The 22620-nt window shown below is 69.1% G+C and carries 21 protein-coding genes and 1 pseudogene; 16 read left to right on the top strand and 6 right to left on the bottom strand.

The genetic code is table 11. The annotated features are described in order from the left end of the window. Window positions 1-105 precede the first annotated feature (105 nt). The gene (locus ACW7GZ_RS00965; protein ID WP_457001684.1) at window positions 106-1461 is read left to right on the top strand and encodes a dicarboxylate/amino acid:cation symporter; all 1356 of its coding nucleotides are present in this window, start codon (window positions 106-108) and stop codon (window positions 1459-1461) included. Window positions 1462-1519: 58 nt separating this feature from the next. Here the strand turns inward: ACW7GZ_RS00965 and bla are convergent, their stop codons facing one another. Continuing rightward, the gene (gene bla, locus ACW7GZ_RS00960) at window positions 1520-2395 is read right to left on the bottom strand and encodes a subclass B3 metallo-beta-lactamase (RefSeq protein ID WP_457007350.1); all 876 of its coding nucleotides are present in this window, start codon (window positions 2393-2395) and stop codon (window positions 1520-1522) included. A 139-nt stretch (window positions 2396-2534) separates the two neighbouring features. On the opposite strand from bla, the gene ACW7GZ_RS00955 reads away from it, so the two are divergent. Together ACW7GZ_RS00955 and ACW7GZ_RS00950 are read left to right on the top strand one after the other, a co-directional pair. Then, window positions 2535-3956, top strand: a complete 1422-nt coding sequence (locus tag ACW7GZ_RS00955; protein WP_457007348.1) for a M16 family metallopeptidase — start codon at window positions 2535-2537, stop codon at window positions 3954-3956. Between the two features lie 10 nt (window positions 3957-3966). Further along, the gene (locus tag ACW7GZ_RS00950; RefSeq protein WP_457001689.1) at window positions 3967-5391 is read left to right on the top strand and encodes a M16 family metallopeptidase; all 1425 of its coding nucleotides are present in this window, start codon (window positions 3967-3969) and stop codon (window positions 5389-5391) included. Between the two features lie 60 nt (window positions 5392-5451). Here ACW7GZ_RS00950 and ACW7GZ_RS00945 read toward each other — a convergent pair whose 3' ends face one another. The 3 genes from ACW7GZ_RS00945 to ACW7GZ_RS00935 all read right to left on the bottom strand — a co-directional run bounded on the left by ACW7GZ_RS00945 (window position 5452) and on the right by ACW7GZ_RS00935 (window position 7781). After that, window positions 5452-6324: a bile acid:sodium symporter family protein gene (locus ACW7GZ_RS00945; protein ID WP_457001691.1), complete on the bottom strand. Its 873-nt coding sequence runs from the start codon at window positions 6322-6324 to the stop codon at window positions 5452-5454. A gap of 152 nt (window positions 6325-6476) precedes the next feature. Beyond that, window positions 6477-7127 carry a C40 family peptidase gene (locus ACW7GZ_RS00940; protein WP_457001693.1) on the bottom strand — a complete coding sequence of 217 codons (651 nt, stop codon included), beginning with the start codon at window positions 7125-7127 and terminating at the stop codon, window positions 6477-6479. A 111-nt stretch (window positions 7128-7238) separates the two neighbouring features. Continuing rightward, window positions 7239-7781, bottom strand: coding sequence for a C40 family peptidase (locus ACW7GZ_RS00935; protein WP_457001695.1), 543 nt, complete (start codon window positions 7779-7781; stop codon window positions 7239-7241). 20 nt (window positions 7782-7801) lie between these two features. Here ACW7GZ_RS00935 and ACW7GZ_RS00930 point away from each other — a divergent pair. The 5 genes and pseudogenes from ACW7GZ_RS00930 to ACW7GZ_RS00910 form a co-directional block, all read left to right on the top strand. Further along, a pseudogene (locus ACW7GZ_RS00930) lies at window positions 7802-8344 on the top strand (FKBP-type peptidyl-prolyl cis-trans isomerase); the annotation flags it as partial. A 111-nt stretch (window positions 8345-8455) separates the two neighbouring features. After that, window positions 8456-9706: an NAD(P)/FAD-dependent oxidoreductase gene (locus tag ACW7GZ_RS00925; protein ID WP_457001696.1), complete on the top strand. Its 1251-nt coding sequence runs from the start codon at window positions 8456-8458 to the stop codon at window positions 9704-9706. Next, window positions 9703-11070, top strand: a complete 1368-nt coding sequence (gene gorA / locus ACW7GZ_RS00920; protein WP_457001698.1) for a glutathione-disulfide reductase — start codon at window positions 9703-9705, stop codon at window positions 11068-11070. Before ACW7GZ_RS00925 ends, gorA begins: the two co-directional genes overlap by 4 nt. A 17-nt stretch (window positions 11071-11087) precedes the next feature. Continuing rightward, window positions 11088-11864 (top strand): N-formylglutamate deformylase, encoded by a 777-nt coding sequence (gene hutG / locus ACW7GZ_RS00915; RefSeq protein ID WP_457001700.1) that lies wholly within the window; start codon window positions 11088-11090, stop codon window positions 11862-11864. Window positions 11865-11964: 100 nt separating this feature from the next. Beyond that, window positions 11965-12417, top strand: a complete 453-nt coding sequence (locus tag ACW7GZ_RS00910; protein ID WP_457007346.1) for a hypothetical protein — start codon at window positions 11965-11967, stop codon at window positions 12415-12417. Between the two features lie 51 nt (window positions 12418-12468). On the opposite strand, the gene parE is transcribed toward ACW7GZ_RS00910, so the two are convergent. Beyond that, window positions 12469-14358: a DNA topoisomerase IV subunit B gene (gene parE / locus ACW7GZ_RS00905; protein ID WP_457001704.1), complete on the bottom strand. Its 1890-nt coding sequence runs from the start codon at window positions 14356-14358 to the stop codon at window positions 12469-12471. A 143-nt stretch (window positions 14359-14501) separates the two neighbouring features. Between parE and ACW7GZ_RS00900 the strand changes: the two genes are divergently transcribed. From ACW7GZ_RS00900 to truD, 8 genes are all read left to right on the top strand, one after another. Then, window positions 14502-15002, top strand: a complete 501-nt coding sequence (locus ACW7GZ_RS00900) for a globin (protein WP_457001706.1) — start codon at window positions 14502-14504, stop codon at window positions 15000-15002. 154 nt (window positions 15003-15156) lie between these two features. Continuing rightward, window positions 15157-16821 (top strand): CTP synthase, encoded by a 1665-nt coding sequence (locus ACW7GZ_RS00895; protein WP_343277841.1) that lies wholly within the window; start codon window positions 15157-15159, stop codon window positions 16819-16821. A gap of 196 nt (window positions 16822-17017) precedes the next feature. Then, window positions 17018-17851: a 3-deoxy-8-phosphooctulonate synthase gene (gene kdsA / locus ACW7GZ_RS00890; protein WP_457007344.1), complete on the top strand. Its 834-nt coding sequence runs from the start codon at window positions 17018-17020 to the stop codon at window positions 17849-17851. Window positions 17852-18077: 226 nt separating this feature from the next. Further along, on the top strand, window positions 18078-19364 hold the full coding sequence (gene eno, locus ACW7GZ_RS00885; RefSeq protein WP_457007342.1) for a phosphopyruvate hydratase: 1287 nt from the start codon (window positions 18078-18080) through the stop codon (window positions 19362-19364). A 10-nt stretch (window positions 19365-19374) separates the two neighbouring features. Next, the gene (gene ftsB, locus ACW7GZ_RS00880; protein WP_457001712.1) at window positions 19375-19701 is read left to right on the top strand and encodes a cell division protein FtsB; all 327 of its coding nucleotides are present in this window, start codon (window positions 19375-19377) and stop codon (window positions 19699-19701) included. 34 nt (window positions 19702-19735) lie between these two features. Further along, a complete protein-coding gene (gene ispD / locus ACW7GZ_RS00875) occupies window positions 19736-20437 on the top strand; it encodes a 2-C-methyl-D-erythritol 4-phosphate cytidylyltransferase (protein ID WP_457001714.1) in 702 nt (233 codons plus the stop codon). Beyond that, a complete protein-coding gene (ispF, locus tag ACW7GZ_RS00870; RefSeq protein WP_457007340.1) occupies window positions 20434-20913 on the top strand; it encodes a 2-C-methyl-D-erythritol 2,4-cyclodiphosphate synthase in 480 nt (159 codons plus the stop codon). The genes ispD and ispF overlap by 4 nt, the downstream gene beginning before the upstream one ends. Window positions 20914-20961: 48 nt before the next feature. After that, the gene (gene truD, locus ACW7GZ_RS00865; protein ID WP_457001716.1) at window positions 20962-22047 is read left to right on the top strand and encodes a tRNA pseudouridine(13) synthase TruD; all 1086 of its coding nucleotides are present in this window, start codon (window positions 20962-20964) and stop codon (window positions 22045-22047) included. 3 nt (window positions 22048-22050) lie between these two features. Here the strand turns inward: truD and ACW7GZ_RS00860 are convergent, their stop codons facing one another. Beyond that, entirely contained in the window at window positions 22051-22599 is a 549-nt protein-coding gene (locus tag ACW7GZ_RS00860; RefSeq protein WP_457001718.1) for a Smr/MutS family protein, read from the bottom strand. Window positions 22600-22620 lie beyond the last annotated feature (21 nt).

Genomic DNA, 22620 nt, shown 5'->3' with positions numbered 1-22620 from the left:
TGGCAGGCAGCGTCCCGGTGATGACACTCCGGCGTTCCGCCACGGTCATCGCTGCCGGGATGGCCATGGGCTAAGGTGCCTTACTGCCACTTTCGCTGGATGCCGATGAAGCACCTCAAGGCCTGGTTCAAGATCCCGTTCTGGCAGCGGGTGGCCGCAGGCTTCGTGCTCGGCGCGCTTGCCGGCTGGCTGCTCGGACCGGCGGCGGAGACCTGGTTCGGCCCGCTGGGCACGGTCTACGTCAACCTGATCAAGATGATCGCCATCCCGCTGGTGTTCTTCGCGGTGGTCAGCGCCGTGGGTTCGCTGGCGGGCCAGCGCTCCATCGCCGCGCTGGCGGCACGCACCTTCGTCTGGTTCGCGATTACAGCCGTGCTGGCGGTGGCCGTCGGGCTGACCTTCGGGCTGGTGCTCAAGCCCGGCGTCGGCGTCGATGCGGCCAGCCTGCAGGTGGCCGAGACCTACCAGCAGCGCGACGTCCCCGGCCCGCTGGACGTGCTGGTCAACATCGTCCCGGAGAACCCGTTCCGCGCGATGGCCGCGCTGGGCGCCGGCCGCACCGAGGACGGGCAGCGCGTCATCGTCCCGAGCAACTTCACCATCCTGCAGGTGATCTTTTTCGCGGGTCTGGTCGGCTTCGCCCTGGTCAGGCTGGGCGCAAAGACGCTGCGCCTGCGCGCGCTGATGGACGAGTCGCGCGAGATGATGATCCAGGTCACCCGCTTCGTGCTGGAAGCCACGCCGCTGGGCACCTTCGGCCTGATCGCGGCGCTGGTGGGCACCTATGGCTTCGAACAGCTGATCCCGCTGGGCAAGTTCGTGATCGCCCTGTACCTGGCGTGCGCCTTCCACATCCTGGTGGTCTACACCGGGCTGCTGCTGGCGCACGGGCTCAACCCGCTGAAGTTCTTCCGCGGCGCGGCGCCGGCGATGCAGATCGGCTTCGTGGCGTCATCGAGCTTCGCCGCGCTGCCGCTGTCGCTGACCTCGGCCACGCACAACCTGGGCGTGAACAAGGATTACGCCAGCTTCGCCGTGCCGCTGGGCGCGAGCATCAAGATGGACGGCTGCGGCGCGATCTACCCGGCGCTGGGCGCGGTGTTCATCGCCCAGTTCATGGGCATCGAGCTGTCCACGGGCCAGTACTTCCTGATCGCGCTGGCTTCGGTGCTGGGCAGCTTCGGCACCGCCGGCGTGCCGGGCACGGCGGTGATCATGGCCACGGTGGTGATCAGCGCCGCCGGCCTGCCGCTGGAGGCGATTGGCATCCTCTACGCGATCGACCGCATCCTCGACATGATGCGCACGATGACCAACGTGACCGGCCAGGTGCTGGTGCCGGTGCTGGTGGCGAAGGAGACCGGGCTGCTCGACCGCGAGGTATATGAGCGGGCGTCGAGCAACGTCGGGATCGAGGAGGGCGAGGAGCCCGCGGAGCCGGAGCGCGCCGGCCAAGCGTAATTCGCTGCGGCCAAGCACTCTTTCGGTGTGGCGCGCGCAGCCCGTCCCGTATGCCCGCTCAGCGCCTGCCGCTGACCCGCTCGGACTCGAGCTGCTCTTCGAAGGCGCGCTCTGCGGCATCGGCGTACTCGATGCAGGTCATAGGCTTGGATGCCGCCGGGTCGGCGAAGTCGTGGCCGCTGGCGCCCGGATGAGGAGTCAGCAGCAGGTCGCAGGGCAGGGCGCGGACCACGTCGAAGCTGCGGCGGTAGTCCTCGACGATGCGCGGATAGCGCGGGTTCCCGATCAGCTGGTATCCCGGAGCGCTCAGGCTGTCGGCGTAGGCGATGCGCAGGTCGCGGCCATCGTCGCGATCGGTCCAGGTCCAGGCCGTGCTGCCCGGCGTGTGCCCGGGCATGAAGTGCCCGGTGAAGCGCATGCCGCCGAGTTCGACGACTTCGTTGTCCAGCAGCAGGCGGTCCACCTGTACCGGCGGGAATGTGATGGCGTCGCCGAAGTGGATGTCGTCGCTGCCGCCGCGCGCCAGCAGCACCGCGGACTCGGCGTTCGCGGCGACGCGGGCCCCGGTGTTCCGGCGGATTTCGGCGAAGGGGCCAACGTGGTCGGCGTGGGCCTGGCTGGACAGGATCAGCTTGAGGTCTCCCGGCGCCACGCCCAGCTCGGCCATGTGCCGCAGCAACATGTCCGCTGCCTGCGGCATGCCGCCGTCGATCAGCACCGCGCCCGCCGGGGTCTTTACCAGGATCGCGCTCAGGTTGGCCGTGCCGATGTACCAGGTGCTGTCGGCGATGCGCACAGGTGCGATGGGCTGGCGCCAGCTTTCGTGGACGGTGTAGGCCTCGAGCTGCGGCAGCGGCGGCTCCGCGGCGGCCCCGGCCCGGGGCGACAGGAGGACGGCGAGGGCAAGGGCGGTTGGCAGGGCGCGGAGGGGCATTGTTCACCGGCAAGGCAGCGGAAAGGCGGCAGTATCCACCGGATGCCGGCCCTGCGTCGCGGGCATGACGTCCGGCCGGCCACCGGCCCGGGCATCCGCGGTATGTTCGCGATTCGTTCACAAGGGAGATGGGGGACAGATGAAACTGCCCAGGCATATCGCGTGGCTGTCCGCGCTGCTGATCGCGGCGCCGGCCTTCGCCGCCGACACCGACCGCTGGGATATCCCGGTGGCGACGAAAATCCTCGACAACGGCCTGACCGTGGTCGTGTCCGAGGACCGCAGCGCGCCCGTGGTCGGCGTCAGCGTGGTCTACGGCATCGGCATGCGGCTCGAGCCGCGCAACCGCACCGGCTTCGCGCACCTGTTCGAACACTTGATGTTCGAAGGTTCGGCCAACGCGCCGGAGGGCGTGTTCGACCGCGTGATCACCGGCGGCGGCGGGCGCAACAACGGCTCCACCCGCGCCGACTTCACCAACTACATCGAGATCGCGCCCTCGTCCGCGATCGAGCCGATCCTGTGGCTCGAGGCCGACCGCATGCGCATGCTCGACTTCAGCGAATCGACGCTGAAGAACCAGCAGGACGTGGTCAAGGAGGAGATCCGCAACAACGTGCAGAACCAGCCCTATGGCGGCTTCATGTGGATCGACATCGGCATGCATGCGTTCCAGAAGTGGGAGAACAACCACGATGGCTACGGCAGCTTCGAGGATCTTGAAAGCGCCAGCCTGGAGGACGTGAAGGCGTTCCACCGCGACTATTACGGGCCGAACAACGCGATCCTTTCGCTGGCCGGCGACATCTCGCCCGACGAAGGCTTCGCGCTCGCGGAGAAGTATTTTGGCGACATCGCGCGGCGCGAAACGCCTGCCGCACCCGATTTCAGCGAAGGCCTCAATACGCAGGAAAAGCGCCTGCAGCAGGGTGACAAGCTGGCCCAGGTGCCGGCGATCGCCGTGGCCTGGAAGATGCCCGACCGCGGCAGCGCCGACCAGGCGCCGATGGCGGTGCTGGGCGCGCTGCTGGCCAACGGCGACGCCTCGCGCCTGTACCAGGGCCTGGTGAAGGGCCGGGAGCTGGCGCTCAACGTCGATTCGCTCTACGGCCTGACCAGCGAGTGGGAGTACGACGGCCCGACGCTGTTCACCGTGTTCGCGCTGTACAAGCCCGACACCGATGCCGACGCCATGCTGGCCGCCATCGACGAGGAGATCGCGAAGGTGGTCGCCGATGGCGTCGACGACGCCACGCTGGCCCGCATCAAGACCCGCATGCTGGCCGACTGGTACGACGGCCTGGAGTCCTTCCTGTCCCGCGCCGACGCCCTGGCCAAGCTGCAGCTGATGTGGGACGACGCCCAAGTGGTCAATCGTATCCCCGGCTGGATCGATGCCGTGACCTCGGCCGACGTGCAGCGCGCCGCGCGCACCTACCTGACGCGCGACAACCGCACCGTCATCGACCGCAAGCCCGAAGCGATGCTGCAGGCCGCCACGGCCGGCACCGACGCCGCGGACGCGGACGCAGGCACGCCCGCCACCAATGGCCAGGACTGAGGAGACTTCCATGACCATCTTCTTCAAGCACAGCCTGCTCGCCCTGGCCGTCTCCGCGCTGGCCTGCGGCGCCGCCGTCGCCGGCCCCGCCGCCGACCTGCCGAAGGACCTGCCGCCGTACGCGGCCGACAAGCCGCTGCCGGTGCCCGAGATCGCACGCAGGACCCTCGCCAACGGCCTCGAGGTCTGGGTGGTGCCGCGCGACGGCATCCCGCGCGTGGACTACGTGCTCGCGGTGCGCAACGCCGGCTACGTGGCCGACGCGCCGGACGCGCCCGGCTTCGCTTCGCTGCTGGCCGGCCTGCTCCCTGAAGGCACCGCCGAGCGTGATTCGCGCGAGATCGCCGAATTCGCGCAGGCCCAGGGCGGTGGCATCGGCGCCACCGTCAACAGCGACGGCGCCATCGTGTATGCCAATGCGTTGGCAGCCAATGCCGGCCCGATGCTGTCCCTGCTGGCCGAGGTCGCGCGCTCGCCGGCCTTCCCGGAAGGCGAGGTCAAACTGGCGCAGGCCAACGCCCTGCAGGCCCTGAAGGCGGCCGAGGCGCAGCCGGGATTCCGCGCCACCCGCGCGCTGCTGTCGGCGGTGTACGGCGACCATCCCTACGCGCGCACGCAGGCCACCGAAGCGTCGATCACGGCCGTGACGCCCGAAGCGCTGCGCAGCGAGCACGCGCGGCGCTTCCATCCCGGGCGCAGCCTGCTGGTGGTGGCCGGCCGGGTCGAGGCCGACGAGGCGTTCCGCCTCGCCGAAGAGGCCTTTGGCGACTGGAAGGCGCAGGGATCTGCCGACGTCGCGGCCACGCCCGCCGCCCCGCGCCAGGCCGAAGCCCAACGCCTGCTGCTGCAGCGCGACGGCAGCGTGCAGTCGACCCTGCGGCTGGCGAGTCCGGCGGTGCCGGCCAGCGACCCCGACGCGATTCCGCTGCAGCTCGCGGGCACCGTGCTCGGCGGCAGCTTCTCCAGCCGCGTGATGCAGAACCTGCGCGAGGAGAAGGGGTATACCTACGGTGCCCGTGCCGGTGCCACGTCCTCGGCCGAGGGCGGCTACGTGGTCGGCTCCGCGGACGTTCGCAACGAGGTCACCGGCGCGTCGCTGACCGAGTTCTTCAGCGAGTACGCGCGCCTCGCCACCGAGCCGGTGCCGGCGACCGAGCTCGATGACACCAAACGCTATGTCGCCGGCAGCTACCTGATCGGCAACCAGATGCAGGCATCGGTGGCTTCATCGCTGGCCTCGAACTGGCTGGTCGGACTGCCGCCGGAATACCTCGGCGGGTTCGTGCCCAAGGTGCGCGCGGTGACCGCCGGCCAGGTGCAGGCGATGGCGGCCAAGTACTTCGTGCCGGAGCGGCAGAGCATCATCGTGGTGGGCGATGGCGACGCGATCGCCGGGCAGTTGGCCGAGTGGGGCGAGTTCAAGACGGTGGAATGAGCGGAAGCGCCTTCCCCGCGCCTCGTCCCGCACGCCCGGGGACGAGGCGCGGAAGCCGGGTCAGGCCACCGCCGGGACCGCGCGGGGCCGGTTGAGCCACCAGGCGAACGCTGCCGCAGTGAAGAACATCAGCAGGCTGTACACCGCTGCGGGGATCGCCATCGCGGCGTTGCCCAGCACGTTGAGCGCGATGAAGATCGCCAGCGTGCCGTTGTGGATCCCGATCTCCATCGAGATTGCGACTGCCTGCGGCCGCGGCAGCTTCAGCGCCAGCGGCGCCGCATACCCTGTGCCCAGGCTGGCCAGGTTGAACAGCAGGCAGGCCATGCCGACCACGGCCACCGACGACAGCAGCACCTGCCAGGACTGCGCCACCGCCACCGCGACCAGCAGTGCCAGCACCAGTACCGACAGTAGCCTCAGCGGCTTGGCCGAACTCGCCGCGAACCCCGGCGCGAAGTGGCGCACGGCCATGCCCGCAGCGACCGGCAACAGGATGATCACGCCGACTTCGACCACCTTCGCCACCGGCGGCGGGACGTACTGGCCGGCGCCCACGAAATACTCGAGCGACAGGTTGAGGATCACCGGCAGGGTCAGCAGGCAGAGCAGGCTGTTGATCGCAGTCAACGTGATGTTGAGCGCCACGTCGCCGCGTGCCAGGTGGCTGTAGATGTTCGCCGTGGCGCCGCCCGGTGAAGCCGCCAGCAGCATCAGCCCGACCGCGAGCGCCGGCCGCAGCCCGAAGCCCAGTGCCAGGCCGAAGGCCACCCAGGGCAGGATCAGGGTCTGCAGGGCCAGGCCGGTCAGCACCGCCTTGGGATAGCGCGCCACGCGCCGGAAATCGTCAATGGTCAGGCCCATCCCGAGCCCGAGCATGATCACCCCCAACGCCAGTGGCAGCAGGAGGTTGGTCAGCAGCGTCGCCTGCATCGCCGTCCTTTATCGTGGTTTCCCCGGTGCCGAGCTTCGCCCGTCGGGCGGGGGCGTGCACGCCGCGCTGCAACGAGGTCCAGGCAGCGGAAACAGGAAGGCCGCCCGGGAGGGCGGCCTTCGGTTCCAACAGCAGGGCGTCAGGCAGGAGCTCAGCTGTGCAGACCGTCCACCCGGCGCGCCTGCAGGAACTTGCCGGCCCAGTAGCCGGTGTCCAGGCGCGATACCGTGACATCGCGGCCGGTGCGTGGCGCGTGCACGAACTGGCCGTCGCCGACGTAGATGCCGACGTGGTCGACGCGCTTGCCGCGGCGGCCGAAGAACACCAGGTCGCCGGCTACAAGCGCCGCGCGTTCCACCTTTTCGCCGTTGCCGGCCATCTCGCGCGACACGCGCGGCAGTTCGATGCCCAGCGCGGTGCGGAACACATAGCCCACCAGGCCGCTGCAGTCGAAGCCGGAGTCCGGCGACGTGCCGCCCCAGCGGTAGGGCGTGCCGAGCAGGCCCATGGCACGCTGCAGCAGGGCCTGGATCCGCCCATGCGGCTGGGCGTCGACGCTGGACTCGCCGGCTTCGATCAGCTGCAGGACGTCGGCGGCGCTCAGCATGTCGCGGCTCGGCGCGATGGCGCTGCCCGTGAGGGTCTGGCTGGTAGAGCCGGAAAGCATCTGGTCGGCGGAGTCGGCACCCAGCGGGGCGGCGAATGCCGGGGTCGCGCAGAGCAGCAGCAGGCCACTGAAGAGAAGCGATCGCACCCGGAAGGTGGAGCGGCTGGCGGAGGCGATTCCTGGAAAAAATGTCACGCGGTCTTCACAAGTCGACAACAGCAGCGCGTGATGGTGCCGTAGAGAAGCCTCCGGCTTGTTAGGATTTCATTAGCCGGACGTGAAGGGCGCGGGACGCGTGTCCTCGATTCAGCGCAGGATGCGTTTTGCGCCGCTGTAGTTGCGTCGCCAGTAGCTTCCGTCGAGATGGTCCAAGCGGACCGTGCCTCCGGTGCTGGGGGCATGCACGAAGCGGCCTTCGCCGATATAGATGCCGACGTGGGTGACGCTGCCGCCGCTGCCGAAGAACACGAGATCGGAGGTCGCCAGCTTGTCGGGCTGGATCTTCGGCCCCTGGTAGGCGGCCAGGTCGCGCGAGGTGCGCGGAAGCTTGAGGTCCAGCATGTCCCGGTACACATAGTTGACCAGGCCCGAACAGTCGAAGCCGCCCTCGGGGGTATTGCCGCCGTAGCGATAGGGCGTGCCGACCAGGCTGATGGCGCGCATCAGCACCGCATTGGCCGCGGCCGGATCGGCCGGCGTGACCTGGGGCCACGCGCGCTCGGCGGCGGCCGGAGCCCGGGCCGGCGTCGGAGCGCGGACATTGTCGCGGCCGCAGCCGGCGGCGAAGGCCAGGATCAGCAATACCGCGGCGGCGATTGGCGCGCGGTGGCCGGTGTCTGGATAATGCATGTCCTTGCCCATCGGCCGGCATCTTGGCCGAGCCTCCGCATTCCTACAAGCGGCCGCGTGCCGCGCTTCCGGACCCCTTGCACATGAAGATCGAAAAAGACCGCGTCGTCCGCTTCCACTACACCGTCTCGCAGAAGGGCGGCGAACCGGTGGAGACGTCGAAGGACCGCGACGAGCCGCTGGCGATCCTGCACGGCCACGGCAACATCATCCCGGGCCTTGAGAAGGCGATGGAAGGCCACGTCGCCGGCGACAGCTTCAGCGCCGACGTGCCCTGCGCCGAGGCCTATGGCGAGCGTCGCGAGGGTATGACCCAGCGCGTGCCGAAGAAGCATTTCAGCGGCCAGAAGCTCAGCGTCGGCGACCAGGTGGTGCTGAACACCAACTTCGGCCCGCGCGCGGTGACCATCCAGAAGGTCGGCATGAGCGTGGTCGATGTCGACCTCAACCATCCGATGGCCGGCCAGGACCTGCACTTCGAGGTCGAGATCGTCGACGTGCGCGAGGCGCAGCAGATCGAAATCGAACACGGCCACGTGCACGGGGCGGGTGGCCATGACCATGGCGACGCGGCCGACCAGGAAGACGTGGCGGCGGCTCCGGCCGAAGCCTCCGGCAGCGACGACCCCACCGGCAAGGCCGGCTGACGGCCGCCTGCGCCGCTGGACTTCCGCATGGACGACCGCGTTGATGTGGTGGTGGTGGGTGGCGGCGTCATCGGCCTGTGCACCGCGCTGTGCCTGGTCGAAGCCGGGCGCAGCGTGCGCGTGCTGGAAGCCAGGACCGTCGGCAGCGGCAGTTCGCACGGCAACTGCGGGACGCTGACGCCCAGCCATGCCGCGCCGCTGGCCGCACCCGGCGCCATCGTCCAGGCGCTGCGCTGGATGTTGACGCCCGATGCGCCGTTCTACGTGGCGCCGCGGCTGGACCCGGGCCTGTGGCGCTGGCTGATGGGCTTTGCCAGGCGCTGCAACGCCCGTGACTGGCGCACGGCACTGGTCGCGCGCGCGGCCATCCTCAACGATTCGATCACCGCCTATCCCGATTGGGTGGCGCGCCATGCACCCGCGGCGGAGTATGCGTCGGAGGGCGTGGACTACCTGTTCCGCAGCGCGTCGGGTTTCGACGCGGCCGCGCGCGACATCCCGCAGCTGGCCGAAGTCGGCATCGGCGCAGAGGTGATCGAGGGCAGCGACTACGAGCGTTCGGACCCGGCGCTGAAGCCCGGCATCCACGCCGTGATCCGCTTCCCCGGCGATGCCAGCCTGCGGCCGGACCGCTATGTGAGCGGCCTGCTGCAATCGCTGCGCGCGCTTGGCGGCGTGATCGAGGACGGCTGGGACGTGCAGGGCATCGACGAGGATGCCGACGGCGTGACCGTGCACGGCAGCCGTGGACGCGTGCAGGCGCGCGACGTGGTCATCGCCACGGGTGCCTGGTCGCCGACGCTGATGCGATCGGCGGGCCTGGGCGCGCTGCCGGTCCAGCCCGGCAAGGGCTATTCGATCACCTACGACCGCCCATCGCTGGTGCCGCGCCGTGCGCTGTCGCTGCACGAGCCGGGGGTCTGCGTCACCACCTGGGGCAGTGGATACCGTCTCGGCAGCACGATGGAGTTCTCGGGCTACAGCACCGATCTCAACCGCCGGCGGCTCGATGCGCTGGAACGCGGCGCTGCGCAGTTCCTGCACCAGCCGGTAGGCCCGGTGAAGCACGAGGAATGGTACGGCTGGCGCCCCTTGAGCATCGACGACGTGCCGATCATCGGCCGCGTGCCCGGGCGCCGCCATGCCTGGATCGCGACCGGGCATGGCATGCTCGGGGTCAGCATGAGCCCCTCCACCGGACAACTTGTCGCCGACATGGTCTGCGGCCGCGCGCCGCGGATCGATCCCGCGCCGTATTCGCCGGCGCGGTTCCGGTGAGCGCCGTCCGCGGCATCGAGGTCGACCTCGCCGTCGTTGGCGGCGGCTCAGGTGGACTGGCCGCTGCCTTTCGCGCTGCCAGCCACGGCGCGCGCGTCGCGCTGCTTGAGCCGGGCGAACTTGGCGGCACCTGCGTCAACGTCGGCTGCGTGCCGAAGAAGGCGATGTGGCTGGCGGCCGATCTCGGCGCGCGCATCGGCATGGCTTCGGCGCTGGGCTTCCCGGTCAAGCGTGCCTACCCGGACTGGACGCAGCTGGTGGCCAGCCGCCAGCGCTACATCGCCAACATCCACGCCAGCTACCGCCGGCGCCTGGACGAGGCCGGGATCGTGCTGCTGCCTTCGCGCGGCCGGCTTGCCGGCGATGGCGTGGTCGAGTGCGGGGATGGCACCCGGGTGCGTGCGGCGCATATCGTGCTTGCCACCGGCGGCCGGCCGGTGCGGCCGGACATTCCCGGCGCGGACCTGGGCATCGATTCGGACGGCTTTTTCACCCTGTCGGAGGCACCGCGACGGGTGGCGATCATCGGCGGCGGCTACGTTGGCGTCGAACTTGCCGGGGTGATGCAGGCGCTGGGCAGCCACGTCGAGCTGTTCGTGCGCGGCCAGGGCCTGCTCAAGGGCTTCGACCACGAGGTGATCGAGCGCCTGCAGGGCAACCTGCACCAGTCCGGCATCGCACTGCACCTGGGCTATTCGCTTGCCGCGCTGGAGGCCGGCGAGGCCGGCGGCGTGCGTCTGCGCGAGGAGGCTGGCGATACCGGCCAGCCCTTCGACGTGGTGATCCTCGCCACCGGGCGGCGTGCGAACACCGACGACCTCGGGCTGCAGGCCGCCGGCGTGGCGACCGACGGCCGTGGCTTCATCAAGGTGGACGGGTTCCAATCCACCGGCGCCGACGGGGTGTACGCGGTCGGCGACGTGACCGGCCGCCTGGCGCTGACACCGGTGGCGATCGCCGAGGCGCGGCGGCTGATGGACCGCGTGTTCGGCGGCGAGCCGGACGCGCGGGTCGATCATGCGAACGTGCCGACCGTGGTGTTCTCGCATCCGCCGATCGGCAGGGTCGGCCTGACCGAGGCCGAGGCCCGCCAGCGCTTCGGCGGCGATGCGGTCAGCTGCCACCACACCACCTTCCGGCCGATGCTGCATGCCCTGGCCGACGTCCAGCAGCACAGCATGTTCAAGGCCGTCTGCGTGGGCGAAGAGAAGCGCGTGGTCGGCCTGCACCTGCTTGGCGAGGCCGCGGACGAGATCCTGCAGGGCTTCGCGGTGGCGGTGAAGATGGGCGCCACGCTTGCCGACTTCCACGCCACCGTCGCCATCCACCCGACCAGCGCCGAAGAGATCGTGCTGCTGCGCTGAGCGGTTAGGATCGGGGGATGGAGACCTTCACCCTGCACCGCGGCAGCGCGCCGCTGCTCGTCAGCCTTCCGCACGACGGCACCCATGTCCCGGACGCGATCGCGCGGCGCCTGACCGCCAGCGCGCGTGCCGTGCCCGACACCGACTGGCACGTGGCCCGGTTGTACGATTTCGCGCGTGAGCTGGGCGCCTCGATCCTCGTGCCGACGCATTCGCGCTACGTGGTCGACCTCAACCGCGACGAAAACGACACCTCGCTCTATCCCGGGCAGAACACCACCGGGCTGTGCCCGGTGCGGCAGTTCAATGGCAGCGCGGTCTACCTTGAAGGTCAGGAACCCGCGCCCGGGGAGGTCCTGCAGCGCGTCGACGCGTACTGGCGGCCCTACCACGCGGCGCTGCGCGGCGAGATCGATCGCCTGAAGCAGGCGCACGGCCGCGTGGTGCTGTGGGAAGGCCACTCGATCCGCGGCGAACTGCCCTGGCTGTTCCCCGGGCGGCTGCCCGACCTCAATCTCGGCACCGCCAGCGGCGCCAGTTGTGCACCGGAGCTGGCCGAGCGCCTGGCGCTGGTGCTGGCGAAGCAGGGCGGCTATGACTGGGTGGCCAACGGCCGCTTCAAGGGCGGCTACATCACGCGCCATTACGGCCGTCCCGAGCAGGGCGTGGATGCCGTGCAGCTCGAGATCGCGCAGCGCACCTACATGGACGAGACGACTTTCGACTGGCGGCCGGAGCGGGCCGCGGCGTTGCAGCCAGTGCTGCGCGCGCTGCTCGAAGCGAGCGGGTGCTGATCGCTGCGATGTCCTGTGGGCGGGCCAAACGTCGTCTCTTGGGTAACCGCGGACTGTCCGCGCACCCATGGAGAGGTCTTCAATGCGTATATCAATGGGGATGTTCTTGATTCCCGCCGTGCTGTTACTGGCCGCAGCATCGCCGCCTGCGTGGTCCGTCGAGGCCCAGACCATGGCGGCAGGGGCGTGCAAGAGTGCGCTGCCGATATTCGACGGCAATATCCGCAGCAGGCCGCTGGCAGTGCAGAACGAGGGGACGTCGTCCGCCTTCGTCACCTGCACGCAACAGGCTGAGCTGGGCAACGAGCCCAGGAGCATTGGGATCAGCCTGATCAACACGGGCGCGGCCGCCACGACCGTGAACTGCACCATGGTGAATAGGCCGCTTTTGTCGGAGTACTATCCCGAATCGATTCAAGTCGCCGCCGGTGCAATCACCTGGCTCATATTCACACCATCGGGTGCACCGACGTTCACAGGCACGCTGCATGCCTTCAGCTGCAATCTGCCGCCAGGTACCGGCGTCAATCGAATCGCCTACCTATACGATTGAGCCCCGGTCGCGTCATCCGTGCGATGCACGGGTGACGCGGACCGACCAACTTCAGACCTCCAGCGAAGCCAGGTCGCCCTTTTCCTCCAGCCAGGCCTTGCGGTCGGACGCGCGCTTCTTGGCCAGCAGCATGTCCATCAGCGAGCGCGTCTGGTCGGCATCATCGATGGTCAATTGCACCAGGCGGCGGGTGTCGGGGTGGATCGTGGACTCGCGCAGCTGCGGCGGGTTCATTTCGCCCAGGCCCTTGAAGCGGGTGACGTTGACCGTGCCCTTCAGCTTCTCGCGTGCGATCTTTTCCAGCAGCAGGCGCTTTTCTTCCTCGTCCAGGGCATAGAACACCTGCTTGCCGATGTCGACGCGGTACAGCGGCGGCATCGCCACGAAGATGTGCCCGGCGCGCACCAGCGCCGGGAAGTGGCGCAGGAACAGCGCCGCCAGCAGGGTCGCGATATGCAGGCCGTCCGAGTCGGCGTCGGCCAGGATCACCACCTTGCCGTAGCGCAGGCCGGAGATGTCGTCCTTGCCCGGGTCGCAGCCGATGGCGATGGCGAGGTTGTGCACTTCCTCGGAGGCCAGCACGCTGGTCGACGCGACCTCCCAGGTGTTCAGGATCTTGCCGCGCAGCGGCAGGATCGCCTGGAAATCCTTGTCGCGCGCCTGCTTGGCGGAGCCGCCGGCGGAATCGCCCTCGACCAGGAACAGCTCGGTGCGCGACAGGTCCTGGCTGATGCAGTCGGCCAACTTGCCCGGCAGTGCGGGCCCCTGGGTGACCTTCTTGCGGACGATCTGCTTTTCGGTCTTCAGCCGAGCGCTGGCGCGGTCGATCGCCAGCTGCGCGATCTTCTCGCCGATCTCGACATGGCTGTTGAGCCAGAGGGTGAAGGCATCCTCGGCGGCGCCCTCGATGAAGCCGGCGGCCTGGCGCGAGCTCAGCCGCTCCTTGGTCTGGCCGCTGAACTGCGGGTCGCTCATCTTCAGGCTGAGCACGAAGGCGACGCGGTCCCAGACGTCTTCGGGCGCCAGCTTGACCCCGCGCGGCAGCAGGTTGCGGAATTCGCAGAACTTGCGCAGGGCATTGGTGAAGCCCGAGCGCAGGCCGTTGACGTGGGTGCCGTGCTGCGGCGTCGGGATCAGGTTGACGTAGCTTTCCTGCACCAGCTCACCGTCGGGGATCCAGGCCACGGCCCAGTCCACCATCTCGGTGTCCTTCTTCAGGCGGCCCAGGAACAGCTCCGGCGGCAGCGGCTCGCGGCCGGTGAGCTCGCCGGCCAGGTAGTCGCGCAGGCCATCGGCGTAGTGCCACTCGTCGCGCTCGCCGCTGGCCTCGTCGAACAGGGTCACGGTCAGGCCGGGGCACAGCACCGCCTTGGCACGCAGCAGGTGGCGCAGGGCGCGCAGGCCGAACTTCGGCGTGTCGAAATACTTCGGGTCAGGCCAGAAACGCAGCCTGGTGCCGGTGTTGCGCTTGCCCACGGTGCCGACGATGTCCAGGCCGCTGACGGGGTCGCCGTCGCGGAACGACATCAGGTACTCGTTGCCATCGCGCTTGATATGCACCTCGACCAGGGTCGACAGCGCGTTGACCACGCTCACGCCCACGCCGTGCAGGCCGCCGGAAAACGCGTAGTTGCGGTTGCTGAACTTGCCGCCCGCATGCAGGCGCGTGAGGATCAGCTCGACGCCGGGGACTTTTTCTTCCGGGTGGATGTCCACCGGCATGCCGCGGCCGTCGTCGGAGACTTCGCAGCTGCCGTCGCGGTGCATGGTCACCGCGATCGCGCGCGCATGGCCGGCCAGGGCCTCGTCCACCGCGTTGTCGATGACCTCCTGCGCGAGGTGGTTCGGCCGGGTGGTATCGGTGTACATGCCGGGACGGCGCTTGACCGGATCCAGGCCGGACAGGACTTCGATGTCGGCGGCGTCGTAGCGTGAATTCATTGCGGAAAGGGCAAGGCCCGGAGAGCGTGGGGAGCCGACCAGAATGGCGTCGGGGCAGGGGCGGGTCAAGGCAGGTGTTGACGGGGGTCAATCCCGGTCCCGCGGGCCCGCGCGAGAATCGGCGCCCCCACCAGGAGACCGCCATGACCGCCGCGACCGACGCCTACGCCGACCTGCACCAGAGCTATGGCCGCTGCCTGCGGGACAAGGAGTTCATCGGCCGTTTCTACGACGTGTTCCTGGCCAGTAGTCCCGATGTCCCCGCGCTGTTCGCCCACACCGACTTCAACAAGCAGCGCATGGCTCTGCGCAAGGGCATCACCATGGCCATCTTCCATGCGGGCGGAAGCCGGGTCGTGGACCGCGGGATCGAGGAGATGGGCGCCGTCCACTCCCGCGACGGCCGCTGCCCGGTGCCTGCGGCGCTGTACCGGGACTGGATCGCCAGCCTGCTGCAGGTGGTGGAAGCGACCGATCCCGAGGCCGATCCGGCGCTGATGGCGCGCTGGCGCGAGGCCATGGCCGTGGTGGTGGATACCTTCACGGCACGCGACGCCGACCCCGCTGGGGAGATGGCCGCCCGGGAAGGGGCCCGAGGCCTGTTCTCGCGCGTCATGCAGGGGCTGCGGCCGCGACAGGGCTAAGGCAAGCGGCGATTGCGGCAGCGCGGCGGTGGCGGCAGGCGGCGATCGCGGCCATGGCCGCTCCCACAAAAGCAGAACACCCCGGGCGCGCTGTCAAGGTCGCCCCTGCAACCGCCAGCCGCTAGACTATGGCTTTCCTGCGGCAGCCTGATTCATGACTCCCCTGATTTTCGTCACCGGCGGCGTGGTGTCCTCGCTCGGCAAGGGCATTTCCGCGGCTTCGCTCGCGGCCATCCTCGAAGCCCGCGGTCTGCGGGTGACGATGATGAAGCTCGACCCGTACATCAACGTCGACCCCGGCACCATGAGCCCGTTCCAGCACGGCGAGGTCTACGTGACCGACGATGGCGCCGAGACCGACCTCGACCTGGGCCACTACGAGCGCTTCATCAACGTCCGCCTGTCGGGCAAGAACTCGATCACCACCGGCAAGATCTACGAGAGCGTGATCCGCAAGGAGCGCAGAGGCGACTACCTGGGCGCCACCGTGCAGGTGATCCCGCACATCACCGACGAGATCAAGCGCTGCATCGACACCGCCACCCAGGGCTTCGACGTCGCTCTGGTCGAGATCGGCGGCACGGTGGGCGACATCGAATCGCTGCCGTTCCTGGAGGCGATCCGCCAGATCCGCACCGAACGCGGCCCGGACAAGGCCATCTTCATGCACCTCACGCTGGTGCCGTATATCGCGGCGGCCGGCGAGCTCAAGACCAAGCCCACCCAGCACTCGGTGAAGGAATTGCGCTCGATCGGCATCCAGCCCGACGTGCTGCTGTGCCGCAGCGAGCAGCCGCTGCCCGACAGCGAGCGGCGCAAGATCGCCCTGTTCACCAACGTGTCCGAGAAGGCGGTGATCTCGATCGTCGACCTGGACAACATCTACAAGATCCCGGCCTGGCTGCAGAGCCAGGGCCTGGACGCGTTCGTTGTCGAGCGCCTGCGCTTGGCCGACAAGGCCGCGCCGGTGGCGGACCTGTCCGAATGGGCGTCGGTGGTCGACGCCACCCAGAACCCGATCGGCGAGGTCACCATCGCCGTGGTCGGCAAGTACGTCGACCACAAGGACGCCTACAAGTCGGTGGCCGAGGCACTGCGCCACGGCGGCATCCGCCAGCGCACGCGGGTGAACCTGAAGTGGGTTGAATCGCAGGACATCGAGCGCGACGGCGCCGCGGCCGCGCTGGCCGGCGTCGATGGCGTGCTGGTGCCCGGTGGCTTCGGCGACCGCGGCTTCGACGGCAAGGTGCTGACCTCGAAGCATGCGCGCGAAACCGGCCTGCCGTACTTCGGCATCTGCTACGGCATGCAGGCGGCCGTGGTCGACGTGGCACGCCATCTGGCCGGGCTGGACGGCGCCAACAGCACCGAGAACGACCGCCAGACCCCGCACCCGGTGATCGGCCTGATCACCGAATGGCGCACCAAGACCGGCGAAGTGGAACGTCGCGGCGAAGACAGCGACCTGGGCGGCACCATGCGCCTGGGCCTTCAGGAGCAGCGACTGAATCCGGGCACGAAGGCACGCGCGCTGTACGGCAAGGACGTGGTCGCCGAGCGCCACCGCCATCGCTACGAATTCAACAACCGCTACCGCACCCAGCTTGAAGACGCAGGCCTGGTGATCAGCGCCAAGTCGATGGACGACCTGCTGGTGGAGATGGTCGAGCTGGCCGACCACCCGTGGTTCATCGCCTGCCAGGCGCACCCCGAGTTCCTCTCCACCCCCCGCGGCGGCCACCCGCTGTTCATCGGCTTCGTCCGCGCCGCGCGCGAGCGCAAGGCTGGCGGGAAGCTGTTGAAAGAAGCAACGGCATGAGCATTTTTGGCCACGGATTTACGCGGATAAACGCGGATCAAGCGAAAACCCGTAGGAGCAGCTATAGCTGCGACCCGGGAGCTTGGTCGTGGGGCGGTGACAGTGGCTATCGCAGCTATAGCTGCTCCTACAAAATCATGGCTTCTGCTCTATCCGCGTTTATCCGCGTAAATCCGTGGCCAAAAAAGGCTCTTCTATGAACCTCTGTGGATTCAAGGTCGGCCTCGACCAGCCGTTCTTCCTGATCGCCGGCCCCTGCGTGATCGAGAGCGAGCAGCTGCAGCTCGATGTGGCGGGGCAGCTGAAGGAGATCACTTCGGCGCTCGGCATCAACTTCATCTTCAAGTCCAGCTTCGACAAGGCCAACCGCACCTCGGGCACCGCGTTCCGCGGCCCGGGCATGGAAGAAGGCCTGCGCGTGCTGGGCGAGGTGAAGCGCCAGATCGGCGTGCCGGTGCTGACCGACGTGCACGAGTACACGCCGATGGACGAGGTCGCGAGCGTCGTCGACGTGCTGCAGACGCCGGCCTTCCTGGTGCGCCAGACCGACTTCATCACCAGGGTCTGCGCGGCCGGCAAGCCGGTGAACATCAAGAAGGGCCAGTTCCTGTCGCCGTGGGACATGAAGCCCGTGGTCGAGAAGGCGAAGGCCACCGGCAACCAGGACATCATGGTCTGCGAGCGCGGCGCCAGCTTCGGCTACAACAACCTGGTCTCGGACATGCGCAGCCTCGCAGTGATGCGCGACACCGGCTGCCCGGTTGTCTTCGACGCCACCCATTCCGTGCAGCTGCCGGGCGGGCAGGGCACCTCCAGCGGCGGCCAGCGCGAGTTCGTGCCGGTGCTGGCCCGCGCCGCGATCGCCGTCGGCGTCTCCGGCGTCTTCATGGAAACCCACCCCGATCCCGCCAAGGCGCTCAGCGACGGCCCCAACGCCTGGCCGCTGGACAAGATGCGCGCGTTGCTGGAAACCATGCTGGAACTCGACGCGGTGACCAAGCGTGGAGGCTTCCTCGAAAGTGAAGTTTGATTTTTTGGCCACGGATTTACGCGGATAAACGCGGATAGAGCAGGAGCTCTGCTTTTGTAGGAGCAGCTATAGCTGCGACCGGAAGGGTTGGGCCATTTGGCGGTCGCCGCTATAGCTGCTCCTACAGTTACCGGAAGTTTTTGCTTTATCCGCGTTTATCCGCGTAAATCCGTGGCAAAAAAGCTCTTCCCGCAATCCCACACCCACAAAGCGACACAGCGAGCCCATGACCAATATCGCCAAGATCCACGCCCGTGAAATCCTCGACAGCCGCGGCAATCCGACGCTCGAGGCCGAGGTGACCCTCGCCGATGGCGCGTTCGGCCGCGCGATGGTGCCCTCGGGCGCCTCGACCGGTGCCCGCGAAGCCGTGGAGCTGCGCGATGGCGACAAGACGCGCTACCTGGGCAAGGGCGTGATGCAGGCGGTGGCCAACGTCAATGGCACGATCGCGGATGCGCTCAAGAACTTCGACGCCGCCGACCAGGCCGGCCTCGACAAGCGCCTGATCGATCTCGACGGCACCGACAACAAGGGCCGCCTGGGCGCGAACGCGCTGCTGGGTGTTTCCATGGCCGCGGCACATGCGGTCGCGGCCTCGCGCCGGATCCCGCTGTGGCAGCTGCTGGCCGGCGACCGCGCGCCGGTGCTGCCGGTGCCGATGATGAACATCATCAACGGCGGTGCGCACGCCGACAACAACGTCGACCTGCAGGAATTCATGGTGCTGCCGGTGGGCTTCGACTCGTTCTCCGAGAGCCTGCGCGCTGGCACCGAGATCTTCCACGCGCTGAAGTCGGTGCTGAAGGGTCACGGCCTGTCGACGGCGGTCGGCGACGAGGGCGGCTTCGCCCCCGACCTGCGCAGTAATGTCGAGGCGCTCGACACCATCCTCGAAGCCATCGGCAAGGCCGGCTATCGCGCCGGTGATGACGTGCTGCTGGGCCTCGACGTCGCCTCCAGCGAGTTCTATGACAACGGCAAGTACCACCTGGTTGGCGAAGGCAAGCGCCTGACCGGCGAGCAGTTCACCGACTTCCTCGCGTCCTGGTGCGACCAGTACCCGATCATCACCGTCGAGGACGGCATGGCCGAGGCCGACTGGGACAGCTGGAAGCTGCTGACGCAGCGCCTGGGCGATCGCGTCCAGCTGGTCGGCGACGACCTGTTCGTGACCAACCCGGCGATTTTCCGCGAGGGCATCGACAGCGGCACCGCCAACGCCATCCTGATCAAGGTCAACCAGATCGGCACGCTGACCGAGACCCTGGAGGCGATCGCCATGGCCGACGCCGCCGGCTACGCCGCGGTGGTTTCGCACCGCTCGGGCGAAACCGAGGACACCACCATCGCCGACATCGCCGTGGCGACCACTGCCACCCAGATCAAAACCGGCTCACTGTGCCGCAGCGACCGAGTCGCGAAGTACAACCAGTTGCTGCGCATCGAAGAGTCGCTGGGTGCGAAGGCGCGCTTCGCGGGCCGCGACGCCTTCGTCTCGCTGAAGCGCTGACGCGACCGCCATGCGCACGCTGCGGATCGTGCTGGTGGTGCTGGTCGCGCTGCTGGCGTGGCTGCAGTACCGGCTGTGGTTTGGCAACGGCGGCAACCAGGAGGTTGCCGACCTGCAGGCCCAGGTCGAGCAGCAGGCGCGGCAGAACAACGGCCTGCGCGACCGCAACGCCGCGCTCGCCGCCGAGGTCGCCGATCTCAAGTCGGGCGAGGCGGCGATCGAGGAGCGCGCGCGCGCGGAGCTGGGCATGATCCGGCCCGGCGAGACCTTCTATCGCGTGATCGATCACGCGCAGCCGGCGGCGACGGCGGCGGACACCGGAGAAGAAGCGCAGTGAACCGGATCATCCCCGGAAACGACAAGGACACCCGATGACCTGGGTGGTGATCCCCGCCGCCGGTCGCGGCGCACGCTTCGGCGGCGACGTGCCCAAGCAGTACCTCGAAGTCGCGGGCGAGCCGCTGATCGCGCACAGCCTGCGCGCGCTGTTCGCCCATCCCGGCGTCGAAGGCGCGGTGGTGTCCCTGGCCGAAGGCGATGCCCGCTGGCAGGGCTGGAGCGATGGCAGCGGCCGCCGCGTGATCGCCTGCGCCGGCGGTGGAACGCGTGCGGAATCGGTGTTGGCCGGTTTGGCCGCGCTGCCCGACGACGTGCGTGCCGACGCCTTCGTGCTGGTGCACGACGCGGCGCGCCCGAACCTGCGCCTGGCCGACCTGGCCGCGCTGCTGGAGCGCGGACGCGAGGATCCGGTCGGCGCCATCCTCGCCACGCCCGTGCGCGACACGTTGAAGCGCGCCGGCGACGACGGCGGCATCGATGCCACCGAGCCACGCGAGCGCCTGTGGCGCGCGCAGACGCCGCAGCTGTTTCGACGCCTGCAGCTGCGCCGCGCGCTGGAAGCCGCCGCAGCCGACGGCGTCGAAGTCACCGACGAGGCCATGGCCATGGAGCGCCTGGGCGCGCGCCCGCTGCTGGTCGAGGGTGCCGAGGACAACATCAAGGTGACCACGCCGGCCGACCTGGCCCACTTCGAATTCCTGCTCGCGCGACGCGCGACGGGGGAGGACGCATGACCATCCGCATCGGCAACGGCTACGACGTCCACGCATTCGGCGAGGGCGACCACGTCATGCTCGGCGGCGTGCGCGTGCCCCACGGGCGCGGGCTTGTCGCGCACAGCGACGGCGACGTGATCCTGCATGCGCTGTGCGATGCGATCCTCGGCGCGTTGGCGCTGGGCGACATCGGCGTGCATTTCCCGCCCTCGGACGATCGCTGGAAGGGCGCCGACAGCCGCGCGCTGCTGCGCCATTGCGTGGTACTGGCCGGGGAGCGGGGCTGGAAGATCGGCAATGTCGACGCCACGGTGATCTGCGAGCGGCCCAAGATCGGCCCGCACGTGCAGGCGATGCGGGAGGTGATCGCCGCCGACCTTGGCGTCGCGCTCGATGCGGTCAGCGTCAAGGCCACCACCAGCGAGCGCCTGGGTTTCGTCGGGCGCGAGGAAGGAATCGCGGCGCAGGCCGTGTGCTTGCTCGTGGCCGGCTGACGAAATGCGTCCGCATCAGAGGCCGGACGCGGGAGCGGGCGTGTGCCGGTGAACAACCCGCCACCCCGCGCCCACGGCGCGCCGGTGCTTGCGGCGCGTATCCGCGTCGCGCCGGAAGATTTCGACGTCACCGAGCTCGATGGCTTCGAGGCCAGCGGTACCGGTGAGCACCTGCTGCTGACGATCGGGAAGCGCGGCATGAACACCGCCTTCGTCGCCCGCCTGCTGGCGGAATGGGCGGGCGTTGACGAGCGCGCGATCGGCTATGCCGGGCTCAAGGATCGCCACGCGCTGACCCGCCAGCGTTTCAGCGTGCACCTGCCGGGGCGCGCGGCGCCCGACCTTGCCGCGCTTGAGCGCGACGATCCCGCCACCGGGCAGTCGTTGCGGGTGCTCGACCACGCCCGGCACGCGCGCAAGCTGCCGCGCGGTGCGCTTGCGGGCAACCGCTTCGTGCTGGTGCTGCGGGAGCTGGAGTGCGATCGCGCAGCGGTCGATGCGCGCCTGCAGGCCATCGTTGCGCGTGGCGTGCCCAATTACTTTGGCGTACAGCGCTTCGGCCGCGGCGGCGCCAACATCGACAAGGCCCGGCACATGTTCGCCGGCCAGCGCGTGCGTCGCGACGAGCGCGCGATGCTGTTGTCGGCGGCGCGCTCGGCGCTGTTCAACCGGGTGCTGGCCGCGCGCGTGGCCGATGGAAGCTGGGACCGTGGCCTGGAAGGCGAGGCCTGGATGCTTGATGGCAGCCGCAGCGTGTTCGGGCCGGAACCCTTCAGCGATGCGCTGGCGGAACGGCTGGCGGCCTTCGACATCCACCCCAGCGCACCGCTGTGGGGGCGCGGCGAACTTCGCAGCACCGACGATGCGCGCGCGCTTGAGCTCGCCGCACTCGCCGATGACGACAGCCTCGCGCTTTGCGCTGGCCTGGAAGGCGCGGGCCTGAAGCAGGAGCGGCGCGCGACCCGCCTGCGTCCCGACGGACTGGCCTGGCGCTGGCTGGATGGATCCGCGGTGGACGGACCCGCGCTGGAGCTGGCGTTCGCGTTGCCGCCCGGCACCTATGCCACTTCGGTGCTGGCTGAACTGGGCGAGGTCGTCGACGCGGGCGCCCACTCCGGCGCGGACCGGGCGTAGCCGTCAGCGCCGGTCCAGCAGCACCAGTACCGCGCCGGTCCCGCCCTGGGCGGCAGGTGCCGAATGGAAGGCCAGTACGTCCGCGCGGTGGCGCAGGATGCGATCGACCACGTTTTTCAGCACCGGCAGGCTGTCGTCGGAGTTGATGCCCTTGCCATGGACCACGCGCACGCAGCCGTGGCCGGCGTCGCGCGACTCGACAAGGAACCTTCGCAGCATGGCTTCCGCGGTCGCGGCATCCGCATGGTGCAGGTCAAGCTCGTCCTGGGCGGCATAGAGCCCCTGTGACAGCCGCTTGAGCGTGCGTGCCGGAATCTGCTCGCGCCGGTGCGAAAGCACGTCGCCGCGCTCGATCGAGAACGCGTCCCCGCGGCCAAGCCGGAAGTCCTCGCGCGCCTGGGCTTCGTCGCGCTCGGCCATGCGTGCCCTCGGGCGTGGCCGCGGGCGCTCGGGCGGCGCCGGCGTGGCGGGCAGCTCGCGCACCGGGCCGACGGCGGCGCGGAACAGCGCCGCGTCGTCATCGTCGTCGTGTTTTCCGCCGGTTCCTGCCATCACGCAAGCCTAGCGCGCGGG

This window comes from Luteimonas sp. A537, from assembly GCF_054052065.1.
Note: the sequence above shows the minus strand (reverse complement) of the source record. Positions and strands in the feature narration are given on the sequence as shown.